Here is a 25,833-nt window from a genome sequence, read left to right as displayed (position 1 = left end):
TCATTGTCAATAACACTCTTATAACCCAATGTAATGTCATATATCAGGAAGCTATTTCAGAGGTTATGGGAATTACATGAAAACAATAATTAATGAGCTATTACAACAGGACCTGTCCCGCAGACAGGTTATTGTGAACACAACCAAAATTAGTGCTGCGGTTGCAGCATCAAGCACACTGCCCCTGCCGTTTACTCTCAATGCAGCTGATACTGCATTGGTTTCGGGGAAGGAGGGGGTTGAAATCATAAGACATAGTGCCTGCTTAGTAAACTGTGGCAGCCGCTGTGCACTGAAAGTCATAGTTAAAGATGATCGGATTGTGCGAATTGAACCGGAAGATGCTAAGGATGATTCGGTATTCGGTGAACACCAAATCCGTCCCTGTCTGCGAGGTCGTTCCAGCCGCTGGCGAGTTTACAGCCCTGACCGGATTAAATATCCGATGAAACGTGTTGGTAAACGCGGAGAAGGGAAATTTAAACGTATTTCATGGGATGAGGCCACAGCCTTTATTGCCGCTGAATTAAAGCGCGTTTCTGAAAAATATGGAAATGAAGCAATCTATTTTAATTATCAATCTGGCGCGTATTATCATAACCAAGGAACACCCGCATGGAAAAGGTTATTGAACCTGAATGGCGGTTTTCTGCAGTATTACAATAATTACTCAAACGCTCAAAACTTAACCGCCACATCTTACACGTATGGTGCTACAGGAGTACAGTTTGCCAGTCATTTTAGCCAGATTGCGCATTCTGATCTTGTGGTTTTTTTTGGTCTGAATTTATCTGAGACTCGGATGTCCGGTGGTGGGCAAGTTGAAGAACTGCGCCGTGCGCTGGAAATATCAGGCGCCCGGGTGATTATCATCGATCCGCGCTATACAGACTCTGTTGTTACAGAACATGCTGAATGGTTACCAATTCGCCCTACAACCGATGCTGCACTGGTAGCAGCTATTGCACACACGTTGATAAAAGAAAATCTGATCGACGAAGAACGAGTCAATACTTATTGTGTCGGTTATGATCGTAGCACCCTTCCGGAAACGGCGAAACCAAATGCCAGTTATAAAGACTATGTTCTGGGTAACGGTGATGACGGCGTCGAAAAAACACCTGAATGGGCGGCAGATATCTGTGGCATCCCGGCTATTCGTATTCGCCAGTTGGCACGTGAAATGGCCGAAGCTCGGGCCTGTTTCATTGCCCAGGGATGGGGGCCACAGCGTCATGCAAATGGTGAACAGACTTCCAGAGCGGTTCAGATACTTCCTGCCCTGACGGGTCATTTTGGATTGCCAGGAACCAACAATGGGAACTGGACATACGGAACACCTTATGGTGTTCCTGCTCTGCCGATTGGTGAAAATCCCGTTAAGGTGTCAATCCCCTGCTATCTGTGGACAGATGCGATTCAAAGTCCGGAAAAAATGACAGCCACCACTATGGGGGTTAAAGGCGCGGATAAACTGAAAACCGGTATTAAACTGTTCTTCAACCAGGCCGGGAATGCACTTCTGAATCAACATGGAAATATCAATCGTACACGCAAAATACTTGAAGATGACAGCCTGTGCGAAACTATCGTGGTTATTGATAATCATATGACTGCCAGTGCCCGCTTTGCCGATATCCTTCTTCCAGAAACTAGCTACTTAGAAGCCGAGGATCTGGTGGACAGTTCCTATGCAGCCGGTTCTCACCATTACATGATTGCAATGCAAAAAACGATCACACCGATGTGGGAAGTACGCAGTACCTATGATATCTGTGCAGATATTGCGGGGCATCTTGGGGTAAGAGAGCGTTTTACTGAGGGGCGTACTCAGGCAGAGTGGATGGCGAAGCATTACGGACAAGTTAAAGAGAAGCGATCATATCTGCCTGAATGGGAAGTTGCAATGAATATGGGGGTTATCGATCAGCAAGGTACTCGTGATGAGGACAGTATTATCCTTGCTGATTTCCGCCATGATCCGGTTGCCAGTCCACTGACGACACCTTCCGGGAAGATTGAGATTTACTCGCACACTCTGGCGGAACTGGCTAAAGCCTGGACACTACCGGAAGGAGATCGCATTCCGGCTGTTCCTGAATTTTGTATAGTGACAGAGTCCCATCTGAACAAGAGTCTGACAGCAAAGTATCCGCTACAGATGAGCGGTTTTCACACCAAAGGTCACACGCACTCAACATATGCCAGTGTGCTGATGCTGCATGAAGCGGTACCGGATGAAGTCTGGATCAACCCGATAGACGCCAGCGTGCGTCAGTTGAAATCAGGCGATATGGTCCATGTATTCAACGATCGCGGTGTGGTGGAGATCCCCTGCAAGGTGACACAGCGCATCCTGCCGGGCGTGGTGGCAATGCCGCAAGGCGCGTGGACCCGACTGGACAGCAACGGTGTGGACGTGGGTGGATGTATTAACACATTGACCAGCCACCTGCCGTCGCCGCTGGCGAAAGGGAACCCGCAACATACCAACCTGGTTGAAATCAAACGCGCTTAGGGAGTGATCCGCAATGAAACAGTATGGCTTTTATGTTGACTCCTCGCGTTGCTCAGGCTGCAAAACCTGCCAGGTCAGTTGCAAGGATAATAAAGATCTGGACGTGGGCCCGAAATTCCGTCGGGTATATGAATATGGTGGCGGAAGTTGGGCGAAAGAAGGAGAAAGCTGGCACAACGACACTTTTACCTACTACCTCTCTATTGCCTGTAACCACTGTGATGAACCGGTTTGTGTCTCCGGATGTCCTACCGGAGCGATGCACAAACGTGAAGAGGACGGACTGGTGCTGGTCGATGACAATATTTGTGTCGGATGCCGTTATTGCGAAATGCGCTGCCCGTATGGCGCGCCACAATTTGATGCTCAGGCCAAAGTGATGCGTAAGTGCGATGGTTGCCTTGATCGACTGGAGAAAAATCTGCGACCAATTTGCGTGGACTCTTGTCCACAGCGCGCGCTGGATTTCGGGCCGATCGATGAGTTACGGAAGAAGTATGGCACTGAGAATGAAATCGCGCCGCTGCCCGCCGCGTCGTTTACTCATCCTAACCTTATTATTAAACCCCATCCGAAGGCCCGCCCGACGGGAGACAAGGAAGGGGCCATCATGAACATGAGTGAGGTGCGCAATGCATGAGTTACCTCTGGTCTTTTTTACCGTCTTTACTCAGAGCGCAGTTGGCGCGTTTATTCTGTTGCTGATTGGCGGCACCCTGGGGCAGATTGACAGGCAGCGTATGGCCGTTGGTCTTTTCTCCGCGATGTGTCTGTTTGGCGTTGGGGTGTTGCTGGGCATTTTCCATGTAGGCCAGCCTTTACGAGCATTGAATATGTTGCTGCGAGTGGGCCATTCACCGATGAGCAACGAAATCGTGTTATCGGCAGTGTTTGCGACACTTGGCGGGCTGGGCGCACTGGGGTTGCTTCTCAATCGTGGAGCGGCTTCGTTATGTAAAGGACTGGTGTGGCTGGCGGCCGCGGTGGGGGTGGTTTTTATCTTCGCCATCCCGCAAATCTATCAGTTGCCGACGGTGGTCACCTGGCGGACATCTTACACTACGGTGATGATGGTACTGACTCCGATGATCGGAGGTGGCATTCTGGCCGGACTGTTTGGTCTGCGCCTGGGGTTGCTGGTGAGTGTGCTGGCGATTCTGGTCAGCTTCTGCCTGCGTCCAGGCTATATTTTGACGCTTATGGATGCTGATGGGGTGCTAACTGCGGCTCAATCCAGTTGGTTCACTGCTCAGGTTGTACTGCTAGCTGTCGGCATTGTCGGTGTGGTGGCCTGGGTACGACTCAAAACTAATGTGGCCGTTCTGGCGACCACGTCACTGGTGGTTATCGCTGCGGAACTGGTGGGTAGGATCGCATTCTACAACCTGTGGACGTTGCCGATGTAATCTGTGAGCGGCTGTAGCCGCTCTGTTTTCAGGAGAACTCAGGATGTCCCCCAATATTGTATTACCGAGGATCCTCGGTGCACTGTTTTACTACTCTCCGGAACGACCAGAGGTGAAAGCACTTTTCGATTGTCTGCCCACTCTGTCGGAGCTGTACCCATCGAGCGACCCTGCGGGAACAGCTTCACTGTGCGCAGACTGGCCGTTTCCCGATAATGACGAACTGGCATGGCAATTCTCCGTGCTGTTTGAAGGGCAGGGCGAGATGCCCGTGCCACCCTGGGGATCTGTCTGGCTGGAACGCGATAACCTGCTAATGGGCAATACCACCGCTAAGTACCGGGCGTTTCTGCAGTCTCAGGGAATGACTTTTAATTCGGGTCAAAATGAGCCGGAAGATCAGTTTGGGCTGATGTTGTTAGCCTGCAGTGCGATACTTGATGCTGGAAAAGATGCGGCAGTTAATCAGCTGTTAGAGGTTTATTTGTTACCGTGGGGATATCGCTATCTTGAACGTCTGCAGGGCAACAGGATGAGTCCGTTCTATGCTCGCCTTGCCGCCGTGACCACGCGCTATTTGCAGGATTTGCAACAGCAACGGGCGTTGCAACCTGCGGTGAAGCGGCTGTATTTCGGATGAACAAATCAGAGAAATATTATCATGAATTGATGGCTCACCGGCACGTCAGTCGGCGCGGACTGTTTCGTGCGTTTGTCAGCGCGGCAAAGCACACAACGCCAGAAGTACTGTCTACCCGGCTGGGACATTCGTTGCCGCCAGGGGCGGTTCCTGATGCGGAGTTCATAACCCAGTGTACCCAATGTAGTCAGTGCATTGATGTCTGCCCAATGGGAGTCCTGTCCAGACATGAAGACGGTTACCCGCAACTGATGATTGAATATGCCAGTTGTGATGGCTGTGGTTTGTGTATCGCAGCATGTTCGAGTGACGCGCTACGCGTGCAGTCTCGTTTTGATACCGGACTGCGCCCGGTGTTCTGTAACTCTGCCTGTGTGAATCCTGTCAGACAGTGTAAACAGTGCGTGGATGTATGCCCACGACAGGCTTGCTTTATTAATGAGTCTGGACGGATGTCGGCTGACAACGAACGCTGTGATGGTTGTGGCGAATGCGTTGTCCAGTGCCCTCACAATGCTGTGACACTATATTAATGAGTCAGGGTGTCATGAAGAGAGGAAACGAGGTATTAACAGGCTATTTATATCCCTGATATTATTTTTCAGGCGACAATGTACATGCAGAGCCGTCCAGCGCGATAGAGAGTCTCCGAAAATCGGTTCAACATGCTAAATTATCCGGTATAAAGGTCGCATTGTTTAAACTGCGACCTTTTGGACGATCAGGCTGAAATTTTCAGGGATTTACTATTTCAGTGCTTTTCTTATTCTCTCTAATCCTTCTTGTATCACGGCGCGTGGACAGGCAAGATTAATCCGTATGTAACCCTCTCCATTGCTTACAAACATGTTCCCGCCTTCAAGCAGTATTCCCGTCTGGTTGGCGAAATAGAGAGAAAGCTGTTGTCTGTCTACCTGCGGTGGCAGGTATTTCTCAATATTTATCCATGCCAGATAAGTTGCATCGGGAATTTTAAAGTTTGCGTCAGGAAAGTGTTCCTGGGTAAATTTTTCTACCAGTCTGAAGTTATCATCAAGATAGTGTTTTAATTGTTCCAGCCACTCGTCGCACCGGGACCAGGCCGCTTTGGTCGCAGCCAGACTCAGTGGTGAAAGAAACTCATCATAAAGACGTAACCATTCTTTTCTGACCTTTTCATTTTTAATAAAAATATGGGACATCAGATTTCCGGCAAGATTAAAGGTTTTGCTTGGTGCCATACAGGTGATGATCTTATCAGTGTCTGGGAACAGTTTTGCCATCGGGATATGATTGATCCCATTTCTCAGTAAATCACAATGTATTTCGTCTGAAATGATCCAGACATTGTTTTTAAGGCACAACTGCCCCATTCTCATTAATTCTTGTTCTGACCAGACCTTCCCGGTTGGATTTTGCGGATTGGATAAAATGAACAGCTTAATATTTAGAGAAGGATCGGTTAGTTTTTTCTCCATATCGTTGAAGTCAATAATGTATTCATTGTCCTGTTTCAGCAAATCAGAACAGATCACTCGACGATAGCTATAGTCTCCAGCCTGCTTAAACGGCGTATAGGATGGTGTATTGATCAACACACTTTCATCCTGTTGTGTCAGTAACGGTACCAGACGGTTAAGTGCAGGAATAATGCCCGGTGAAAGCACGATCTCTGTGGTATCTATATTCCAGTCATAGCGTCTCTGGCACCAGTTGTGGAAAATATGATAGTACTCATCATCGTAAACTTTTGTGTAACCGAGTATTTTTTTATCAAGCCTCTCCTGAATCGCTGCAAGGATTTCCGGAGGTGTCGCAAAATCCATATCAGCGACCCACATTCTGACAAATTCATCGTCCTTAAAGTCAAAGCGGGCACTCTTGTCGGCCTTGAATATATATTGTCTCCACCCATCGTAGTTCAGGGCATCAGTATTTTTTCTGTTGATAATTTCATCAAAATTGTACTTCATAATTTAACCTTCTTTGGACATATATGTTTGTTTAAATGAATTTCAGGAACGGAGAAATACAGAGCAGGATGCCAGTAAAGATGATCAGATACAGAGAAAACCCTTTATATCGGTGAAGGGAGGGTACCTTGTAAACCAGATAAGCAGGGATTAAGCAACCAACAATGCCGAAAATGGGGCTGCAGATTGAGGTGAATAGCAGAACCGGCAGGTTCAGAACGATTGCCCCCCAGGCGATGGCAATAGTGAAAATGACAATACCAACATTAAGCGTTTTTTTATTGATTTTCTCTGAAGGTATAAAACGGGTCAATGCGTTCATCGTCAGTCCCTGTACAGCCTCTTTGAACCCGAGGTAAACGCCGAAGAAGGCAGTCATCAGGGCAAAGATATTCAATGCAACACCAACTGGCGTCACATACTTTGCTGCATCTCCTTCAATAAACTGTGCGGCAATAGCCAGTGCTGAAATATTTTGCTCGTAGGCTTTGACAGCTTCATCGTGACCGAGGGCGAAAGTGAATGATAATGCATAAAAGAAAACAACGATGAATAGTGTACCAAAAGCGATATTCATTGCTCTTAGCGCTTTATATCTTGCCACTTCTATAGATTTGTTTTTTGCACGATATGAAATTACCATCGGACTCAAAGACTGAATAAACAGGATTGATGTCAACGTAAATGGCAAGGTGATAATGGCGTTTTTGATTAAAATACTAAAAGAAGGGAATGAACCGATGTTTTTGGAGAGGTCCCACATGCTGACCATCATCAACCCCAGGATAAGCACTACCACCAGTTTTGATAACACCATGAAAGAGGAAATCCTGAACAAGAGCTCTTCACTACGTGAAGCAATAAGCACAAGAAATGTAATAAGAATTAGGCCATAGAAAGGGTTCTCTGATAAAAGACCCTCAGTTAAGCCAAACGTGTGTAAATACGACGCTGTATCGTTAGTCAACGCCGTAGGGTAGGCGAATATCCAGATGACCAGCATGAGAAAGTAGAGCAGACCGAGGAGCATTCCCCAGTTTTTTCCCAGATAGCCCTCGATGACACCGGGATAGTCTTTACACTCTCGTGAATCTGCCAGCGTATTGATAAACAATCTTTGAAACAGGTACATGGCCGGATAACCAATGATGGAAGAAAGCAGGAATACCCACAATCCAATAAGCCCCACCTGGACCGGTAAAAACACAATCCCGGCGCCGATAGCCATACCTATGCTTATGATAATCCATCCTACATCTGTACTGTCAAATCGGGTTAGTTTTTTCCACTCTTCTGGCGATAATGAGGCCCTGTCGATGTTCTGTTCCAATATGGTCATAGGTATATTCCTGTGTGAGGATATTTTATGGTAATTATTTACAGAGGTTTGCACTTCATAAATGATTCTACCCGGTAAGTATATTAATTATCTTTTTAAAATTAACTATTTTTACAATTTATGGCTTATATTATTTCTTGTTTTTATTGATTTGGTTAATTTTATTTCATAAAATTACGAATATGATTGCTATCACAGGAGGTTGAACATGGTAAAGCTTGACAAAGTTGATATGCAGATTTTAAAGCTCTTGCAGGAAGATGGCAGGCTGAACAACGCTGAGATTGCCAAGCGTGTTTTTCTTTCCCCTCCAGCCTGCTGGAAACGGCTAAAGTTTTTAGAGCAGGAAGTGATAAAAAACTATCGGGCTTTTATCGAACCGAAAAGCCTTGGATACAATTTTTATGCATTCATGAATATTACATTAGATCTTCATTCCGAGGAGTGCATGCAATATTTTGAGGCAGAAATAATGAAGATTGATAATGTAATTGCCTGTCATAATATCTCCGGAAGATACGACTATCTTCTGCATCTTGTAGTAAAAGATATGGATGATTTTCACAACGTATCAATGATAAGGATACGAAAAATTGGGAATATAAAGGAGATGAATACCAGTTTCAGTATCAAGGAGATTAAATCTTTTAAGGGGTTACCTATAAAATAGATGTGTAGTGGTCAACAATAGTTGGCCACGGCTTTAGAGTTTTTCCAGAGCAATCGTTCTGATTCATTCCGCGTCAAACTACCGTTATATTGATGAGGTCTGAGCTGGCTGTAATATCCCGTTATGTAATTCGTTATCGCTGTGGGTGATGCTGCCAACTTACTGATTTAGTGTATGATGGTGTTTTTGAGGTGCTCCAGTGGCTTCTGTTTCTATCAGCTGTCCCTCCTGTTCAGCTACTGACGGGGTGGTGCGTAACGGCAAAAGCACTGCCGGACATCAGCGCTATCTCTGCTCTCACTGCCGTAAAACATGGCAACTGTAGTTCACTTACACCGCTTCTCAACCCGGTACGCACCAGAAAATCATTGATATGGCCATGAATGGCGTTGGATGCCGGGCAACCGCCCGCATTATGGGCGTTGGCCTCAACACGATTTTCCGCCATTTAAAAAACTCAGGCCGCAGTCGGTAACCTCGCGCATACAGCCGGGCAGTGACGTCATCGTCTGCGCGGAAATGGACGAACAGTGGGGATACGTCGGGGCTAAATCGCGCCAGCGCTGGCTGTTTTACGCGTATGACAGGCTCCGGAAGACGGTTGTTGCGCACGTATTCGGTGAACGCACTATGGCGACGCTGGGGCGTCTTATGAGCCTGCTGTCACCCTTTGACGTGGTGATATGGATGACGGATGGCTGGCCGCTGTATGAATCCCGCCTGAAGGGAAAGCTGCACGTAATCAGCAAGCGATATACGCAGCGAATTGAGCGGCATAACCTGAATCTGAGGCAGCACCTGGCACGGCTGGGACGGAAGTCGCTGTCGTTCTCAAAATCGGTGGAGCTGCATGACAAAGTCATCGGGCATTATCTGAACATAAAACACTATCAATAAGTTGGAGTCATTACCATCGCTGTGCTGGCTTCGCTAAAATTAGCGTATCCATTATCCGGCACCCATTCTGTTTTCAGACTTCTAAAAAAACGTTCCATCAGGGTGTTGAGGGGTTTGAGGGCCAATGGGACGGTAACGTACGCTAAGAAGGTAATTCTTTGTTTATATTAAAATTTAATGTTCTCAGCTCTCCCTTTAAAATATCCTCCGGTAGCGTGAACGTATAATGCCCCAGCATATTGATGGTAGTGTGCCGTTTGGCCAAAGAGGCCGATGAATTGTTTTTGTGCTTCAGTAAACGTCAACATGGTGAACTCCTTTAACAAGGGAGTTCACCCACAGTGGGGGAACTCCCCCACGGGAAAAAAAAGACCACCGAACATCAGTGGCCATAAGTTAATGCGTTAACAAAAGTCGGTGATTAGCCGGCTGCTGCATTCGGCGCCAACGGCATCGAATCCTTGTCGGCGTAGGTCAGGTGGATCACCTCACCTGCCTCAACCTCAGCCGCTATTCGTCCGCCGTCGACATGCTCGCCGCGGTCGTAGCGATCGTAACCACTGCGTTCCGCATCAGCATATACCAGGTATGTTCCACCTGGCAACTGAACCGCTCCGACACTGTCCCGATAACCTCGCCGGCGGGCTGGTACCACGGGGAATCAAAGTGTACCGTCAACGTGTTGATGCCGTCCCGCACACAACCGACATGATGGCCTGATGGCCATTCGACGCCGTACTGTCGACCATAGAGATCGGCCGTGGTCGGCACATCACGTAACAAAGCGCCTGAACCATTCAGTTCGGTCGCCAGACGCGTCGGGATCAGCATCAGCATATCGCACGGTGCGGTATACTCAGGCATCATGCCCAAACGTTCCCAGCAAAGGCCGGCATCGATATCAGGGCTCACCCCCACCAGGCCGAACCAGTCCACATACTGGCGAGACAGCACATCCGTCATACGCTCCTTCGCGACGTTGGGGATGTTCTCCCATTTCACGGCGTCAATGTCCGACTGGCGATACAGACGCTCAATCAGGCGAATGCTCTCGGCCGTTAACGGGACATCCGCCTTCAGCAACCCGAACCAGTGTTCAAAGGCCAGATTCTGAGGTGATGCGATACCCGGATGCGTTAATAAACCCGGGTAAGGCACGTAAACGCCGGGTTTTGTCGTGGCCGGCTTCAGTATGCCGGCGCAGCCGGCCAGGAATAGCCGGCAGCTCTGTTGAATGGCGTGCCGGTAGTCAGGCACAACATGGCCATTGACCCATTGCTGCAGTTCATCCACAAAAACGGATTGGCCCGTGATCACTAAACGGGGTTCTACGCCGGAACCGCCGAAATTTCCGTTACCCCAGTTTCAGCCCGGCAACCAGCGTATCCAGGTCAATAATTTCACTGCTGCTCTGGAAGGTATAATGTCCGTTCAGCAAAATGTGCTGCCAGGCCACCGGCGATATCCGGGTCAGCGCCTCAATGCCCCTGTCGTTGCCTTCTGCTTCCAGCCGCTCCAGTAATCGCGACAGGATCGCGGAGTTGTAATAAACGATCGCGTTGCAGATCAGCCGCCCGCACTGATTACTGATGTCTGTTTCAATGTCGTTTTTCCCGGTTAACTCTTTCTTTCCGCCGACTTTGGCGACGGCGGCACGAAGCTGGTGATAAGATTCAATCCGGTTCTGGGAACGGCGGATATTGCGTTCCAGCTGAGGATCGCGCAGATACATCAGTGTGTAAATACTGCGAACCAGCCGGTCATATTCAAATACTGCCTGTCTTGTCGGATTAACCGTTGTATATGTGCATAATTTGCGGATCAGCGTTCCCTGCGTCATTTCCTTCATCCCCAGTGTGGCGACGATGCGCTCGAGATTGCTTTTTTCACGGGTGATAAGGTCCAGGTCAATCTGTCCGGCAGGCTGAATCAGGCACTTCTTATATGTCGAGGGCTCTCTGGTACAGTATAGCTCCGACAACTGCCTGTTCAGGTCGGTAAAATGAGGTTCAAATCGAAGGCCAAACCAGTGAAGGATCGCAAAGTTGGCCTTGTTGATGCTGTGCATGTCTCCGGTAATGGCCCCAGGCTTCACGGCTGAAGTGTTGCGGTACCAGATATCAAAGACATGATGGCCTTCGTAGTAGTTTGTGCCAATCAGGTATCCGTTGACTGGGATGTGGTTACACAGCAGTGTGTAAGCCACCATGCCTTTACCGCGACCAAAATATTTACGTGAATACCGGGCTTTCACTGTCGGACGCTCAACACCAAATTTCTGCCCGTCAACGGCGCCATAAAGGGTCTCCGGATCAAACGAATAGAGTGGAAATACCGGTAGTGCTTCTATGGCATCGGTGATGCAGTCATTGGCCGTCAGCAACGACGCCAGACGAAGGTACTGTTCGTAAGTGGTCTCCAGCACATGGAACGGAATATCGCTGGTTCTCGCCATGACATGATTGCCATGGTTCATCGCCTGGGCAACGATAACCGCCATCAGGCTGTCTGCATCCGCTTCTTTTTTGGCATAACGGGGTTGTAGTGGCTTCATGGCGGGGAGGAACCGGCATTGTTCGTTAACAAAGCGGAAAACGTCGGTCACGTCACAGAATTCTAGTTGCTCATAAAAACGCTTCTCCTGTGCCTTATGACGGCTGATCACCGATTTATGCCAGGTCAGCTTTTGCGTGTCTTTATCGTATTCCAGATGTTTCAGCTTCCCCTGCTTCAGCTCCCGGTTGAACGCCTTCCACTGCCGGTGCAGTTCGGATGACAGCGCTTTTAGCTGCGTTTTGATGGACTTTTGCAGAAAGGGGATCTTCATTTCAGCCAGCACTGAGGCCTGTTCCCCTTCCTGGACCAGTTCATCAGAAAGATGGCGGTGCCGGAGACTGTCATTGAGGTGGAATTCACCCGCCTGAAAACGCTTTCTTATCTGACGGTAGAGCCAGAACTCATAGCGCCCGGCATTCAGGCCTGTGGGCTCACCATCCTCACCGTATTCCAGCAGGTACGGACGCAGCCGTGCGGGTAACGTTTCTGGCGGGCATTCCTCAAGTGACCGCTGCGAAAGCGTCTGCTTTTTGCCAAACACCACTCTGAGCCAGTTCAGCGCCTCAGCCCAGGGGCTATCCCGGACCACGCTGGTGAGATCGAGTGACAGGTATAATGGTCGCAGATGACGCCGGATTAATGCCGTCATACTGTCCACTGCCTGCCACTGTAGCGCCAGTCTGCTGACGGGTTTTACACTCATGCGCTGTGCGGTACTTTTCAGTGCCTCCCGTGGCATGATTTTCCAGGCGCGGCGGCGGACTTCACCAAAGGTCGTGGGGTCGGGAACACTGTCATCAACATAAAGCGACAGCAGACGCCCGATTTTGGACGTTTCGCGTCGGTGTTTTTCCTGTACATCAGCCATAAGCTGTTTAGGGGGTCCGCTTGGAAAACGGAAATTATCCCACGCTAAGACTGTTTTTTGTACAAAGCGGTATCGACTGTACGTAATGAGCGGTATTTTCCGGATCCCAGCTTAAGATTATTACGCCAGACGTAATCTCCACTCAGATTGATATGTTCCCAGCCCAGGGGAGAAAGATGAGAGACCAGTTGCTCATTTATCGGGATACCCTTTCGTTTTAGTGACTCAATAGCTCTTTCTATATATACCGTGTTCCACAACGTGATCGCTGCTGTCAGTAATGTCAGCCCGCTGGCGCGATAACTCTGATTCTCCAGCCCACGATCCCTTATTTCACCCAGACGGTGCAAAAAGACCGCTCGCGCAAGGGCATTACGGGCCTCACCCTTATTCAGCCCCGCCTGCACGCGTCGGCGCAGACCGGGATCACGGAACCAGTCCAGCATAAATAGTGTCCGTTCGATGCGGCCAATCTCTCTCAGCGCTTTGGCAAGTCCATTCTGTTTTGGGTAACTGGCTAACTTTTTCATCATCAGTGATGCGGTGACTGTCCCCTGCTTAATCGAGGTTGCCAGGCGCAATACCTCATCCCAGTGCGACTCAATGTCTTTGATATTCAGGCAGGTTGTTGATATGACAGACTGAAGCCCCGGATAGCGCTCGGCCTTTCCATGAATAAACAGCCGCTTGTCATGAAGATCACGGATCCTTGGCGCAAAAGCGAATCCCAGCAGGTGCATCAGGGTGAAAACATGTTCAGTGAAGCCTGCGGTATCGGTGTAATGCTCGGTAATTTCCAGATCGCTTTCATGGTACAGCAGGCCATCAAGCACGTGGGTTGAGTCGCGCACCCGGCTGATCACTTTGGCGTAGAACGGGCTGTATTGGTCTGAGATATGCGTATAAATCTGCACGCCCGGCTCCTGACCATATTTAAGATTGACCTGACCGGCATAACGTCCGTGACTGCCTACCCGAAAGTTCTGCCCGTCTGACGACGATGTTGTCCCGTCGCCCCAGAATGCGGCCAGAGGCCGCTCTTTCTGTGCGTTGACCAGCTCGGCCAGTGCCGCTGAATAAGTTTCATCCCTGATGTACCATGTCTGAATACCTTCGAGTGACGATCTTGTGGCCCCAGGGCAGGATTCCGCCATTTTTGTCAGCCCAAGGTTGATGCCGTCAGCCAGAATGGTGGTCAGCAACAGTCTTCCGTCTTTTGGTCTGACGTTATTATTTTTGAGGTGCGCGAAGTGACGCGTAAATCCCGTCCAGCTATCAACTTCTTCCAGTATCTCCGTAATTTTCGGATGGGGAAGCATGCCATAGACCAAATCTGCAAAGGGCGAAACACCTGAAGGAACGCTGTTCTCCAGTGGAGTGATTTTTACGCCTTTATCTGAGATATCTACATCGGGCAAATCACCGGCAAGCGCCATCGCGTTAACTTCTTCCAGCCGAGATGCAAGAAGAGTCATACGGGCCTGAAGGTATGCCTGGCTATCGGTCTGAACGGCCAACTGTAACTGGTCATTATGTCGGGATTTCTCAAACTCAGCAGTCGGGATGAGATAATCATCAAAATTTTTGTAGCGGCGCGATCCTTTTACCCAGATATCACCGGAACGTAATGCACCCTTGAGTTCATTCAGTACGCAAAACTCGTAGTACTTGCGGTCGATGCCTGAAGGCGTGAGCACCAGTTTTCGCCAGCTTTCAGGGATAAACCCTGTTGGCGCTGATGGCGGCACTTTACGAAGTTGTTTACGGTACATTTCCGTTATGGTGTCCAGCGCATCGCTGAGCGCCTGCGCCGCAGGTGTCGCCATGAACTGCAATGCTGACAGCATACGCGGGGCATATTTACGCAACGTACTGTATTTTTCGGTGATCAGATGAAGCGCGTCGAAATTGCCCTTACGGGAAAGAAACCGCGTTTCTTCCACGCTGTTGATGAATTCCTGCCAGGGAAGGACATCTTCTATTGCAGTCCAGGGATCTTCCCCGGATTCTCTGGCGTTAAGTAACGCCTGCCCGACGGTAACGTACTGCTTCAGCTTGCTCTGAATAAGCTTTCCCGTTTGCTGGAGCCGTTCGGCCTGCGTGCGTTTTGCCCTGCTGAACAGACTACCCAGGATACGCTCGTGCAGATCAATCACTTCGTCAGTCAGGGTGGCCCTGGCCTCTGTTATTATACAAACCAGCGTAGCGTAACGTCTGACATCGGTGAATTTTGCCAGGTCCCTGCTGCTCATTTTCCGGCCCTCACGCGCCAGTTTAAGCAACCTGTTCTGGTGAACGGAAAGTGCAATACCATCAGGCAACCCCAGCGCAGCGATGGAATTAAGCCGGTCGATATGTTGCAGCACATTTTTACCGTTTATTTTACCCGGAGGCTGTAGCAGCCATGCCAGACGGGAAGGTTGTTCACCCTCTGATATGAGCAGGCTGTCGAGTGCTGATTTATGCTGCTTTTCCAGTTGCACGGTAAGTGTCGAAAATACCGATCTGTTAGCGAGCGTGACGACTTCGGCAAGCGTCCGTTCGATCACTTCAACAGAAGGGAAAATAACATTATTGTTATGTAGCCAGCTGAGCATTTCTTCCGCCAGCATAAATCCTTTGTCAGTTCGCATGGCATAGGGGTGCAGATGACGGATACAGTCTTTTTGCATTGACCGGCTGAACGGGGATAGTTCCAGGTAGCGATAAAGTTCGGTCAGATGTTCCCAGCGGGTTTGCTCTCTGGATGCATATTCCGGCCATAAATCAGGCTGAAGTTTCAGTCGGGAAGCAACCCTGGATACAACGCCATTGTGAGGAGCACTGCTTTTGTCCGGAATAAATCCAGGTCCACGCAGATAACAGAGTAATACAGCAAAGCCCAGGCGATTCGCTGGCCTTCGGTGCTTATTAATGAGCGCAATATCCGGTTCGTTCAGAAAACACATTCGGGTCAGAATAATTTCATCATCTGGTATAACCAGTAAGCATTCCTGCTCTTCGCTGCTCAGTATCTGTCGCCGTGGCATAAATGCCTCCCTCGCGTATAGTTTTCATCTGTTATTTGTTCGCTGTGACCGAAACCGGTCGGTTTCGTACACCACTTACAGCACATGTCCGAAACTTAGTGAAATTAATTTCGGACACACGTTATAATTCGGACATCCATTTCGTACGGAAAGTTTCCCATGTCACGTGTTTTTGCCTACTGCAGGGTCTCAACTCTGGAACAGACCACAGAAAACCAGCGTCGTGAAATTGAAGCGGCGGGTTTTGCCATCAGATCCCAACGACTTATTGAGGAGCATATCAGTGGCTCGGTTGCTGCCAGCGAACGCCCCGGATTTATCCGGTTGCTAGATCGCATGGAAAATGGGGATGTACTGATTGTCACCAAACTTGACCGTCTGGGTCGTAATGCGATGGATATCCGAAAAACAGTAGAGCAACTGGCGGCTTTAGATATTCGCGTTCATTGTCTCGCACTCGGAGGCGTTGACTTGACCAGTCCGGCCGGAAAAATGACTATGCAGGTAATTTCTGCTGTAGCGGAGTTTGAGCGGGATTTGCTGCTTGAGCGAACGTATTCAGGTATTGCGAGGGCAAAAGCGGCTGGAAAACGCTTCGGTCGCCCCCCCATCCTGAGCGAGGAACAAAAGCAAACAGTGACAGAGCGCCTAAATGCTGGCATCAGTATCAGTGCTATTGCCCGGGAATTTAATACCACCCGCCAGACTATCCTTCGGGTAAAAGCTGGATTGCTGCAAGAGTGAGCAGCTGGGAAGATTATAAAAAAATCAAATGGTTATTATGAAATAAAACAGCCTGCTGGGTTCTTTTCCCCCTATTTTTTATAAAAGAGTAGACAAAAGAGGTTCGCGATATTAATCTACCAACTAGATGGTTGGTACTGATTACACCAGCTATACCTTTTATCAAGAAATTACAGGAGCCATTATGTCTACTACCGTTAAACCTTCTGCAGACGCAGCTGCGATCCACAATACCCGTGAAGCAGTTCGCAGCCAGCCTGGCCTGGGTAACCTGACTTTCCAGATGAAAGCCCGTTCCAGCGGCGGGTTAACCGTTCGCACAGAGACCGGCGCCACAATCCAGAACGGCGTTATCGATACCAGCCGTGTGGGGAAATTTTCTAATATCGGTGATGAACCCGCAGGTTTACTCGGCACCGATACCGGCATGAGCCCGACTGAATACATCATGCAGGCGCTGGCTGGCTGTTATACCGCCACCCTTACCATGATGGCTGCTGAAAAAGGGATCGACCTGGACGGTATCGAGCTGGATCTTAATTTCGATATCAACCTCAACGGCTTCCTTGGGCTGGACAGCAACGTGCGTAAAGGTGCGAAATCTATTCGCGTCGATGTTCACCTTACGAGCAAGACCGCCAGTCGCGAGGAGTTAGAAGCGCTGGTCAGCGAAATGCAAAAGAATTCGCCAATCCACGATACTCTGGCTAATCCGGTTGAAATGATTACACGCCTGGCGTGATGTCAGAGATGTAATGCTGCCATTCAGAATGCAGGATGGCAGTGACGTTCAGCTCTGCACGATACTGAGTCAGTGATACAACTTGCTACGGAAAAATAGCAACAATATAATCTATCAACTAGTAGATTATATGGAGTAATTATGACAACCATGACACGGGAACGGCTGCTCAGCGAAGCAGAACACCTGATGCGCGAAAAAGGGTATTCAGCATTCAGCTATGCTGATTTATCAAAAATAGTGGGTATCACCAAGGCCAGTATTCATCACCATTTCCCGACCAAAGATATTCTGGGTGAGCAGGTGGTAATACAGGCGTTCTCTGATACACAACGCGTATTTGAGCAGATAGAGGCGACTGAGAAAAGCGCGGAGAGAAGAATTGCGGCTTACATCGATATCTTCGCGCAAAGCCATAAAGCTTCGCTACTGCCACTGTGTTGTGCGTTGTCAGCAGAGACCGCCAATCTGCCTCAGGCAATTACTGTACAGACATCACTTTATTTCGATATGCAAATCGAGTGGCTCACAAAAGTCGTCAGGGCGGGCATGGAGTCAGGTGAGTTTTCATCCCATGCCGAACCATCAGATATTGCTTTGATGATCATTAATGTCTGTGAAGGCTCAAGCGTAGTGGCGCATGCAACGGCCAGACCCGAAGTCTTCGCCAACAGCCTTAAGTATATAAAACTGCTTCTTAATACCCCTCATTCAGGAGAATGACACTATGCTGGACTGGAACAACTATCGCTCAGAGTTAATGCAACGTTTAGGCGAGTTGGGCAAACTGACCCCCGAGACCATGAAAGGCGTGGTTGCCCTGGGCAACGCAGGTAACAAAACTGACCTTTTGGGCGCAAAAGTGCGTGAACTCATTGCCCTGGCGTGCGCAGTCACAACCCGCTGCGACGGCTGTATTGCTTTTCACGCCGACGCCGCTGTGAAAGCCGGTGCAACCGACGCTGAAATTGCTGAAGCGCTGGGCGTGGCGATTAACCTCAACGCTGGCGCGGCGGTCATTTATTCAGCCCGCACTCTGGATGCCGTCGGTCAGGCACGCGGTTAAGCATTAATAAATTCCACGTTAAAAGGGCATTACTGCCCTTTTTTTATGTCCGCAATAGCCTGAGCATATACCGATGCAGGTTTCACACCCGGTATGCGTTTAACTAATTGCCCTTCATGAAATATCAGCACAGACGGCAGCCCCCAGATCTCGTATTTGGTTGTCAGCACCGGCGCCTGATCTACATTGACTTTCCCCACCTGAATATCTCTATCGAGCCGGTCTGCAAACTGACTGAACATTTCTTCGCTGGCCTGACAGGGCGGACACCAGGGTGCAGAGAAACGTACCACCGATATTCCTTTGTACTGCTCTATCTGGCGGAAATTATCTTCGTTATAAGCTGTTAATGTACGCATGGTGATGACCTCGCAAAATGAGTGACAATTCAGAAATGGCTGCGTTATGACAAAAAAATACGACACACCCATTGACCTACCTACTAGATGGTTGGTATATTGCCACCCATCAGATGTTTATGCAACTCCAGTGCGCGACGTCCAGTCGATGATACTGCCGGGCTGTGCAAATCCCTGCCGGGATACTCCTTTTTGTTTTTTGTGAGGTATACGATGAGTAAGCTTTTCACCCCCTACAATCTGTCTGGCCTGGCGTTAAAAAACCGTGTAGTCATGGCACCGATGACCCGCACCCGCACCATGAATGACGTGCCGGATGAGGTCGTGGCTTTGTACTATGCACAGCGTGCTTCTGCTGGCCTGCTCATCACCGAAGGGATGCCGGTTTCAGAAGAAGGCCGGGGTTACCTTTATACCCCTGGTATCTACAACGACGAACACGTCCAGGGCTGGCGTAAGGTGACACAAGCGGTTCACGCCAAAGGTGGCCGTATTTTCGCGCAGCTCTGGCACGTCGGCCGTATGTCTCACGTCTCTCTTCAGCCAGGCCACATAGCGCCGGTTTCAGCGGGCACCGTTCAGGCGGTCAATACCACCGTTTTTGCGCTGACCGAATCCGGAGAACCGGGCCCGGTTGTACCAAGCCAGCCACGCGCGCTGGAAACGCATGAAGTTAAACGCATCACTGCAGACTTCGTGCACTCCGCACGCCTGGCGATGGAAGCCGGCTTTGACGGCGTGGAAATCATGGCGGCAAACGGATTCATCTTTGACCAGTTCCTCAGTAGCGAACTGAACACCCGCACCGACGAATACGGCGGCTCGGTGGAAAATCGTCAGCGTTTCCTGCTGGAGACCATTGACGCCGTGGCGGAAGCCGTGGGTAACAGCCACGTTGCCGTGCGCCTGTCACCGTTCGGCCGCATTTATGACCTCGCGCCGTATGAAGGTGAAGAGCAAACCTGGTCAGCCATCACCGACGCGCTCGGTCAGCGGGAACTGGCCTACGTACACCTTTACTATCAGCCGGTGTACACCAAAGCGCCACTTCCGGAAGGCTTCCGCCGCCGTTTTCGCAACACGTTTAAAGGCACCATCATCGCTGCCGGCGGTTTTACCCGTGATATCGCAGAGCAGGCTCTGGAAGATGATGAGCTGGATCTGGTGGCATTTGGTGTGCCCTACATCGCTAACCCGGATCTGGTTGAAAGAATGCAAAACGGCTGGCCACTGGCAGAAAGTGACCGCGCCACCTACTACGGCGTCAGTGGTTCCCCGGAAAAAGGCTATACCGATTACCCGGTCTGGCAGGCGCAATAAATCCCATACGGTCGCGGTTCTCTGATAAGTGAGATCCGACCGCCCAACGTCTTTGAGGAATCATTATGCAAACGCTGAAACCCACCCTTACCATCGATATCTGGTCAGATTTGGTCTGCCCGTGGTGCTGGATTGCTAAAAAAAGATTTGAACAGGGTCTGAATCGCTTTGAATTTCGCGACCAGGTGGTGATCCGCCATCACAGCTACCGTCTGGCCGGTGGTACTCCCGCGATGCCTTTTAAGGATGCCATCGTTAAAAAGCTGGGCAGTCAGCATTCAGCGGAGCTGATGATGAATCAGGTGGGCACCGCCGGTAAATCTGAAGGTCTGATCTACAACTTCGACGGCATGATGTTTGGTGATACAGAAGATGCACACACCCTGCTGGTTGCCGCGCGTAAGGCCGGAATTGCGGACGCGGTGGAAGAACGTTTTTATCATGGCAGTATCACCGAAGGTCGCTCTCTCTTTGACCGTCAGCAGCTCGTTGCCATGGCCGTAGAAGCCGGTATGCCGAAAGCTGACGCTGAAGCCGCCCTGGAAAATGACGATTTTCGCGCCACCGTTTCCGACGATGAAGCCCACGCACAGTCTATTGGCCTCAGCGGCGTTCCGGTTTTTGTGATGAACGAAAAATATGCCATCAGCGGGGCTCAGGCAGCAGATAACTTTTTGAATGCCCTGCGTCAGGTCTGGGATGAACAGCAAACCGAATTTTCAGCCACTGCGGGTCAGACCTGCGGAACGGATGGCTGCAGTATTTAATCCGTCAACCGCCGGCAGTTTCACGCTGCCGGCAACGTCTTACCCACCAGTAATGGAGTCAGAAAATGAACACTTTTTTCAAAGGTAAAAAACTGCTCGTCGTCGGCGGTACCAGCGGCATGGGCCTGGCCGTGGCACGCATGGTACTGGAAGCGGGCGGCAGTGTCGTGCTGACCGGGAATAAAAAAGACAAAGCCGAAGCGGTGCAAAAAGAACTGAGCCCTCTGGGACCGGTTGCGGTCATCGCGGCGAACCTGATGACCGAAGAAGGTATGGAAACTATCCGTCAGGAAATTAATGCTCACCATCGCGATATCAGCCTGATGGTGAATGCCGCCGGTATCTTCATGCCCAAAGGATTTACCGAGCACAGCTTTGCCGATTATGACATGTATCTTTCGCTGAACCGAGCCACGTTCTTTATTACACAGGATGTCGTGAAGAACATGCTCGCCGCGAAGCTCGAAGGGTCTATCGTCAACGTCGGTTCGATTGGTGCTCAGGCTGCACTGGGTGACTCGCCGGCCTCGGCCTATTCAATGGCAAAAGCGGGTCTGCATGCCCTGACGCGTAATCTGGCGATTGAGCTGGCCAGCGCGGGTATTCGTGTCAACGCGGTGTCTCCCGGGATTGTTCATACGCCGATATACGAAGGCTTCATGGACAAAGCGGATATCGCAGATGCTATGAAGTCGCTGAACGATTTCCACCCGCTGGGACGCGTCGGAACTGCCGAAGATGTGGCAAACACTATTCTCTTCCTGTTGTCTGACAAAACCTCATGGGTGACGGGCGCTATCTGGGATGTCGATGCGGGCATCATGGCGGTCAGACGATAACCCCGTGACGCTGGCATAAGCCGCCCCTTAAGGGCGGCATTTTTTTGTCGCCAGACATGTCATCAGCAGGCTTCACTAAGAATATTCACGACCTGTTCATCCGTGCCTTTTGTGTTCCCGGCACAGGGTGTTATGCCGGGTTCTGACGACATCCTGACAGGACAAAACGGCCAGAGAGAAAGGGGTTATACACGATGAGGAGCCGGTATCCGCAGTACCTGTGAAATTCTTTTCATCCCTGCTGTCAGCATACTCCGTGGGCAGGCCAGATTTAACCGGATATATCCGTCCCCATTGTCGACAAACAGCAAGCCCCCTTCAAGAAGGACCCCTGACTCCCGGGCAAAATACAGCGATAAATCCTCACCTGCGGTGTCGGGCAGGTAGCGGCTAATATCTATCCAGGCCAGATATGTCCCTTCGGGGATCGAGAACCTGGTTTCGGGTAAATAGCTTTTGAGATAGTCGTGCAGGTACTGGAAATTGCCGTCAATATATTCCCTCAGATGGACAAGCCAGTCATCACATTCACTCCACGCCGCTTTGTTTGCTGCCAGGCTCAGTGGAGAGATGAACTCGTCGTGTCTGAGACGCCACTCGCTTCTGACACCGGGATCCGGAATAATAATATTTGCCAACAAATTCCCGGCCAGATTGAATGTTTTACTCGAGGACATGCAGGTAATAATGCGTGTAGAATCAGGGAAAAGAGAGGCGGCCGGTGTATGACCGATACCGCTTCGGGACAGGTCGCAGTGAATTTCGTCAGATATCACCCAGATGTCATTGGCCAGGCAAATTTCAATAATCCGCTTAAGTTCATCAGGCCGCCAGACTCGTCCGGTCGGGTTATGCGGATTACACAGGAAAAGAATTTTCACACGTAAATCGGCCTGACTGGCTTTGCGTGCAAAGTCTTCCCAGTCAGGTTCCCAGCCGCCTGCTGATTTTTTTAACGCCGAGTACACCACGCGACGCTGACTGTATTCACCCGCCTTTTTAAACGGGCCATATGAAGGCGTCATAATAAGAATACTGTCATCCATGTCGGTCAGAAGCGGGACGAGACGGTTCAGCGCGGGAATAATGCCCGGAGACAGCACAATGTCTTCCGTTTTGAAACGGTGACCATATTGTCGCTCACACCAGCTGCCAAAGATCTCATAGTATTCTTCGTCGTAGATTTTAGTGTAGCCGAGTATTTTTCTATCCAGACGGTCTCTGATGGCCTGAAGAATCGGCTCTGGTGTGGCAAAAGCCATGTCAGCAACCCAGAGGTTGATTAGCCCTTCTGCCGGATACCGCATTGCAAATTCGGACTGTCCCGAAAACAGGTATTCCCGCCAGCCGTCCACGGTGAGACTGTCTGTTTTCTCTCTGCTTACGTACTCATCAAAATCATATTTCATTTCATAAACCTGCCTTAGGTGTAGTCAGAAACGTCGACCTCAGTATTACTGTCAGTCTGATGCCGGAGCGGGAAAACTGGCTCGTGTGATTAACATAAGAGAATCATCACAACTGCATGAATTAATTGCGTTATTAAGGTTCTCTCGCCTTTGTCATCGACTGACGGGGGGATTTCTCGCGTGTCACCATCACAATGCCAGTCAGCACCGCCAGGGCAGAAAATATCGTTCTGACCGTCAGTGATTCATCCAGGAATACCACACCCCCTAGCATTGCCAGACAGGGAACGCTGAGCTGAAGGGTACTGGCGGTGATAGAGCCGAGAGAGGGTAAAAGGGTATACCACAATACATATGCACCGGCTGAGGCGGCGGCACCGGACAGCAATGACAAAGCAATGCCCGCAGCATCATAGTGACCCTGCTTCATAAACAGCAACGAAAGAGCGAGAGCCATCGGCGTGGCGAGTACAAAATTTGCCGCCGTTGAAGCCCCGGCCGCCTGGCCCGCCCTCCCCCTGACGGAATAGGCGGCCCAGGCTAATCCGGCAACGATCATCATAAGTGCACTGTAAAGCGGCGGTGCCTTCGCCCCGGGTAACAGCAGGGCAGCAATTCCTGCCAGAGCAATAACTAAACCGCAAGCCCGCATAACGGAGAGTGATTCCCCTTTAAATAATCCGTGGATCACCATCGTAAACTGTACGGCACCAAAAAGTAACAGCGCACCTGCCCCGGTATCGAGATGGATATAGGCGACAGAGAAGAGCACTGCGTACACCATGAGGTAAAATCCGCTCAGCGGACGCTACAGCGATAATGTAGTTTTTGCGTGATAAAACAAGAAAGGTGACAGGACGAGTGCACCACTGGCCAGCCTGAGGCTGCTGAATGAAAGGGGATCAATGTGGCCCCCCAGCAGGGCCAGACGGCACAGAATAGAGTTTGCAGCAAACGCCAGCATTGCCAGGGATATTTTAAGAATGAGCGCGCAATTGGCCATTCAGTGAGACCTCATAAAATTCTTGTAAACTACCATCTAGTTGGTAGCATAGCGTAAGTGATCACCGAACAGGAAGCAATAATCAGCTTTCAAACTGGAAGGTGAGGACAGGCATTCGGAATGAATTCTGTTTCACATCCCCAGTAGAGGAAGGAAAACGCGTAATGCCAGATGCAGAGCAGAAGATTATTTTTCCCTGCGATCAAACATATGAAATCAGTTTAAGACCTGGAATATCCTATGAAAAAACTAAAATTTACGTTCAAAAATGCGGCTGGTGAAGAACTGGCCGGATTGCTTGAACTTCCTGAAAATCCTAAAGCGTTTGCGCTGTTAGCTCATTGTTTTACGTGTGGCAAAGACCTCAAAGGCGCGGCGCGTATTGCGCGGAAACTGACAGAGAATGCTATCGCCGTTCTCCGGTTTGATTTTACTGGTCTGGGAAACAGCGAAGGGGATTTTTCCAACACCAACTTCTCATCCAATATTTCGGACCTGCTTTGCGCGGTAGATTATCTCCGCCGACAGTACGAAGCGCCTTCTTTGCTCATCGGCCATAGCCTGGGGGGATCGGCCATTCTGTCTATTGCCGGCGAAGTTCCTGAGGCAAAGGCCGTTGTCACCATAGGATCACCCGGAGAACTGACACACGTAAAACGTCTTTTTAAGGATGATGTTGAAAACATTAACCAGCATGGAGCCTATCCCGTTGAGCTGGCCGGGCGGGTATTTACCTTAAAGAAACAGATGCTGGACAATATTCAGGAACACAAAATCGCTCATAAGGTGTTCGCCATGAACAAGCCTCTGCTTATTTTTCATGCGACTGAAGATGATACTGTGTTAATTGAGCAGGCCGAAAAAATATTCAAAGCAGCAAAGCATCCCAAGAGTTTCATTTCGTTGGGTAAGGCGGATCACCTTCTGACTCATGCTCAGGATGCTGAATACGTTGCCGATATCATTATATCGTGGAGCGGGTAATGACTCCAACTTATTGATAGTGTTTTATGTTCAGATAATGCCCGATGACTTTGTCATGCAGCTCCACCGATTTTGAGAACGACAGCGACTTCCGTCCCAGCCGTGCCAGGTGCTGCCTCAGATTCAGGTTATGCCGCTCAATTCGCTGCGTATATCGCTTGCTGATTACGTGCAGCTTTCCCTTCAGGCGGGATTCATACAGCGGCCAGCCATCCGTCATCCATATCACCACGTCAAAGGGTGACAGCAGGCTCATAAGACGCCCCAGCGTCGCCATAGTGCGTTCACCGAATACGTGCGCAACAACCGTCTTCCGGAGCCTGTCATACGCGTAAAACAGCCAGCGCTGGCGCGATTTAGCCCCGACGTATCCCCACTGTTCGTCCATTTCCGCGCAGACGATGACGTCACTGCCCGGCTGTATGCGCGAGGTTACCGACTGCGGCCTGAGTTTTTTAAATGGCGGAAAATCGTGTTGAGGCCAACGCCCATAATGCGGGCGGTTGCCCGGCATCCAACGCCATTCATGGCCATATCAATGATTTTCTGGTGCGTACCGGGTTGAGAAGCGGTGTAAGTGAACTACAGTTGCCATGTTTTACGGCAGTGAGAGCAGAGATAGCGCTGATGTCCGGCAGTGCTTTTGCCGTTACGCACCACCCCGTCAGTAGCTGAACAGGAGGGACAGCTGATAGAAACAGAAGCCACTGGAGCACCTCAAAAAC

General features: G+C 49.9%; 20 protein-coding genes and 6 pseudogenes. 15 read left to right on the top strand and 11 right to left on the bottom strand.

Annotated elements, in window-relative coordinates:
- Nucleotides 1-76: 76 nt before the first annotated feature.
- From I6L54_RS05385 to I6L54_RS05365, 5 genes are read left to right on the top strand one after another with little or no spacing between them, the layout of a single operon-like run.
- On the top strand, nucleotides 77-2,518 hold the full coding sequence (locus I6L54_RS05385; protein ID WP_044268523.1) for a DMSO/selenate family reductase complex A subunit: 2,442 nt from the start codon (nucleotides 77-79) through the stop codon (nucleotides 2,516-2,518).
- 13 nt (nucleotides 2,519-2,531) lie between these two features.
- On the top strand, nucleotides 2,532-3,158 hold the full coding sequence (locus tag I6L54_RS05380; protein ID WP_023063502.1) for a DMSO/selenate family reductase complex B subunit: 627 nt from the start codon (nucleotides 2,532-2,534) through the stop codon (nucleotides 3,156-3,158).
- On the top strand, nucleotides 3,151-3,924 hold the full coding sequence (locus tag I6L54_RS05375) for a dimethyl sulfoxide reductase anchor subunit family protein (protein WP_023063503.1): 774 nt from the start codon (nucleotides 3,151-3,153) through the stop codon (nucleotides 3,922-3,924). The genes I6L54_RS05380 and I6L54_RS05375 overlap by 8 nt, the downstream gene beginning before the upstream one ends.
- A gap of 43 nt (nucleotides 3,925-3,967) precedes the next feature.
- Nucleotides 3,968-4,564 carry a molecular chaperone TorD family protein gene (locus I6L54_RS05370; RefSeq protein ID WP_040229970.1) on the top strand — a complete coding sequence of 199 codons (597 nt, stop codon included), beginning with the start codon at nucleotides 3,968-3,970 and terminating at the stop codon, nucleotides 4,562-4,564.
- A gap of 29 nt (nucleotides 4,565-4,593) precedes the next feature.
- Complete coding sequence (locus I6L54_RS05365; RefSeq protein WP_226792351.1) at nucleotides 4,594-5,097, top strand: 4Fe-4S binding protein; 504 nt, start codon at nucleotides 4,594-4,596, stop codon at nucleotides 5,095-5,097.
- Nucleotides 5,098-5,310: 213 nt separating this feature from the next.
- Here I6L54_RS05365 and I6L54_RS05360 read toward each other — a convergent pair whose 3' ends face one another.
- The gene (locus tag I6L54_RS05360) at nucleotides 5,311-6,516 is read right to left on the bottom strand and encodes a MalY/PatB family protein (RefSeq protein WP_023063506.1); all 1,206 of its coding nucleotides are present in this window, start codon (nucleotides 6,514-6,516) and stop codon (nucleotides 5,311-5,313) included.
- Nucleotides 6,517-6,547: 31 nt separating this feature from the next.
- Entirely contained in the window at nucleotides 6,548-7,855 is a 1,308-nt protein-coding gene (locus I6L54_RS05355) for an aromatic amino acid transport family protein (RefSeq protein WP_040229971.1), read from the bottom strand.
- Between the two features lie 208 nt (nucleotides 7,856-8,063).
- Between I6L54_RS05355 and I6L54_RS05350 the strand changes: the two genes are divergently transcribed.
- Nucleotides 8,064-8,525 carry an Lrp/AsnC family transcriptional regulator gene (locus I6L54_RS05350; RefSeq protein ID WP_040229972.1) on the top strand — a complete coding sequence of 154 codons (462 nt, stop codon included), beginning with the start codon at nucleotides 8,064-8,066 and terminating at the stop codon, nucleotides 8,523-8,525.
- Between the two features lie 11 nt (nucleotides 8,526-8,536).
- On the opposite strand, the pseudogene I6L54_RS05345 reads toward I6L54_RS05350, so the two are convergent.
- A pseudogene (locus I6L54_RS05345) lies at nucleotides 8,537-8,662 on the bottom strand (IS3 family transposase); the annotation flags it as partial.
- Nucleotides 8,663-8,724: 62 nt separating this feature from the next.
- Here I6L54_RS05345 and I6L54_RS05340 point away from each other — a divergent pair.
- Nucleotides 8,725-9,422 (top strand): annotated as a pseudogene (locus tag I6L54_RS05340) (IS1-like element IS1B family transposase).
- A 167-nt stretch (nucleotides 9,423-9,589) separates the two neighbouring features.
- Here I6L54_RS05340 and I6L54_RS05335 read toward each other — a convergent pair.
- From I6L54_RS05335 to I6L54_RS05320, 4 genes and pseudogenes are all read right to left on the bottom strand, one after another.
- Nucleotides 9,590-9,730 carry a hypothetical protein gene (locus I6L54_RS05335; protein WP_193145862.1) on the bottom strand — a complete coding sequence of 47 codons (141 nt, stop codon included), beginning with the start codon at nucleotides 9,728-9,730 and terminating at the stop codon, nucleotides 9,590-9,592.
- A gap of 113 nt (nucleotides 9,731-9,843) precedes the next feature.
- A pseudogene (locus I6L54_RS05330) lies at nucleotides 9,844-10,739 on the bottom strand (DUF1281 domain-containing protein).
- Between the two features lie 37 nt (nucleotides 10,740-10,776).
- Nucleotides 10,777-12,807 (bottom strand): annotated as a pseudogene (locus I6L54_RS05325) (Tn3 family transposase); the annotation flags it as partial.
- A gap of 83 nt (nucleotides 12,808-12,890) precedes the next feature.
- A complete protein-coding gene (locus tag I6L54_RS05320; protein ID WP_040233163.1) occupies nucleotides 12,891-15,875 on the bottom strand; it encodes a Tn3 family transposase in 2,985 nt (994 codons plus the stop codon).
- Between the two features lie 159 nt (nucleotides 15,876-16,034).
- Here I6L54_RS05320 and I6L54_RS05315 point away from each other — a divergent pair, with 159 nt between their 5' ends.
- The 4 genes from I6L54_RS05315 (at nucleotide 16,035) to I6L54_RS05300 (ending at nucleotide 18,427) form a co-directional block, all read left to right on the top strand.
- On the top strand, nucleotides 16,035-16,619 hold the full coding sequence (locus I6L54_RS05315) for a recombinase family protein (protein WP_012695450.1): 585 nt from the start codon (nucleotides 16,035-16,037) through the stop codon (nucleotides 16,617-16,619).
- Between the two features lie 184 nt (nucleotides 16,620-16,803).
- Nucleotides 16,804-17,361, top strand: a complete 558-nt coding sequence (locus I6L54_RS05310) for an OsmC family protein (protein WP_000108589.1) — start codon at nucleotides 16,804-16,806, stop codon at nucleotides 17,359-17,361.
- 141 nt (nucleotides 17,362-17,502) lie between these two features.
- Nucleotides 17,503-18,084, top strand: coding sequence for a TetR/AcrR family transcriptional regulator (locus tag I6L54_RS05305; RefSeq protein ID WP_000210409.1), 582 nt, complete (start codon nucleotides 17,503-17,505; stop codon nucleotides 18,082-18,084).
- Nucleotides 18,085-18,088: 4 nt separating this feature from the next.
- Entirely contained in the window at nucleotides 18,089-18,427 is a 339-nt protein-coding gene (locus I6L54_RS05300; protein WP_000888080.1) for a carboxymuconolactone decarboxylase family protein, read from the top strand.
- 29 nt (nucleotides 18,428-18,456) lie between these two features.
- On the opposite strand, the gene I6L54_RS05295 is transcribed toward I6L54_RS05300, so the two are convergent.
- Nucleotides 18,457-18,786 carry a thioredoxin family protein gene (locus I6L54_RS05295; RefSeq protein ID WP_002431133.1) on the bottom strand — a complete coding sequence of 110 codons (330 nt, stop codon included), beginning with the start codon at nucleotides 18,784-18,786 and terminating at the stop codon, nucleotides 18,457-18,459.
- 213 nt (nucleotides 18,787-18,999) lie between these two features.
- Between I6L54_RS05295 and I6L54_RS05290 the strand changes: the two genes are divergently transcribed.
- The 3 genes from I6L54_RS05290 to I6L54_RS05280 all read left to right on the top strand — a co-directional run bounded on the left by I6L54_RS05290 (nucleotide 19,000) and on the right by I6L54_RS05280 (nucleotide 21,712).
- The gene (locus tag I6L54_RS05290; protein WP_006687059.1) at nucleotides 19,000-20,106 is read left to right on the top strand and encodes an alkene reductase; all 1,107 of its coding nucleotides are present in this window, start codon (nucleotides 19,000-19,002) and stop codon (nucleotides 20,104-20,106) included.
- A gap of 65 nt (nucleotides 20,107-20,171) precedes the next feature.
- A complete protein-coding gene (locus I6L54_RS05285) occupies nucleotides 20,172-20,873 on the top strand; it encodes a DsbA family oxidoreductase (protein WP_001194072.1) in 702 nt (233 codons plus the stop codon).
- Nucleotides 20,874-20,938: 65 nt separating this feature from the next.
- A complete protein-coding gene (locus tag I6L54_RS05280) occupies nucleotides 20,939-21,712 on the top strand; it encodes an SDR family NAD(P)-dependent oxidoreductase (protein WP_004729618.1) in 774 nt (257 codons plus the stop codon).
- Between the two features lie 185 nt (nucleotides 21,713-21,897).
- Here I6L54_RS05280 and I6L54_RS05275 read toward each other — a convergent pair whose 3' ends face one another.
- Both I6L54_RS05275 and I6L54_RS05270 read right to left on the bottom strand, forming a co-directional pair.
- A complete protein-coding gene (locus I6L54_RS05275; RefSeq protein WP_023287190.1) occupies nucleotides 21,898-23,121 on the bottom strand; it encodes a MalY/PatB family protein in 1,224 nt (407 codons plus the stop codon).
- Between the two features lie 133 nt (nucleotides 23,122-23,254).
- Nucleotides 23,255-24,124 (bottom strand): annotated as a pseudogene (locus I6L54_RS05270) (DMT family transporter).
- 240 nt (nucleotides 24,125-24,364) lie between these two features.
- Between I6L54_RS05270 and I6L54_RS05265 the strand changes: the two are divergent.
- Complete coding sequence (locus I6L54_RS05265; protein WP_040233173.1) at nucleotides 24,365-25,108, top strand: alpha/beta hydrolase family protein; 744 nt, start codon at nucleotides 24,365-24,367, stop codon at nucleotides 25,106-25,108.
- A 10-nt stretch (nucleotides 25,109-25,118) separates the two neighbouring features.
- Here the strand turns inward: I6L54_RS05265 and I6L54_RS05260 are convergent.
- Nucleotides 25,119-25,816: pseudogene (locus I6L54_RS05260) on the bottom strand (IS1-like element IS1B family transposase).
- Between the last annotated feature and the right edge of the window lie 17 nt (nucleotides 25,817-25,833).

This window comes from Citrobacter pasteurii (genome assembly GCF_019047765.1).
GTDB lineage: Bacteria > Pseudomonadota > Gammaproteobacteria > Enterobacterales > Enterobacteriaceae > Citrobacter > Citrobacter pasteurii.
The sequence above is the reverse complement of the archived record's forward strand: the minus strand, read 5'-3'. Positions and strand labels throughout refer to the sequence as shown.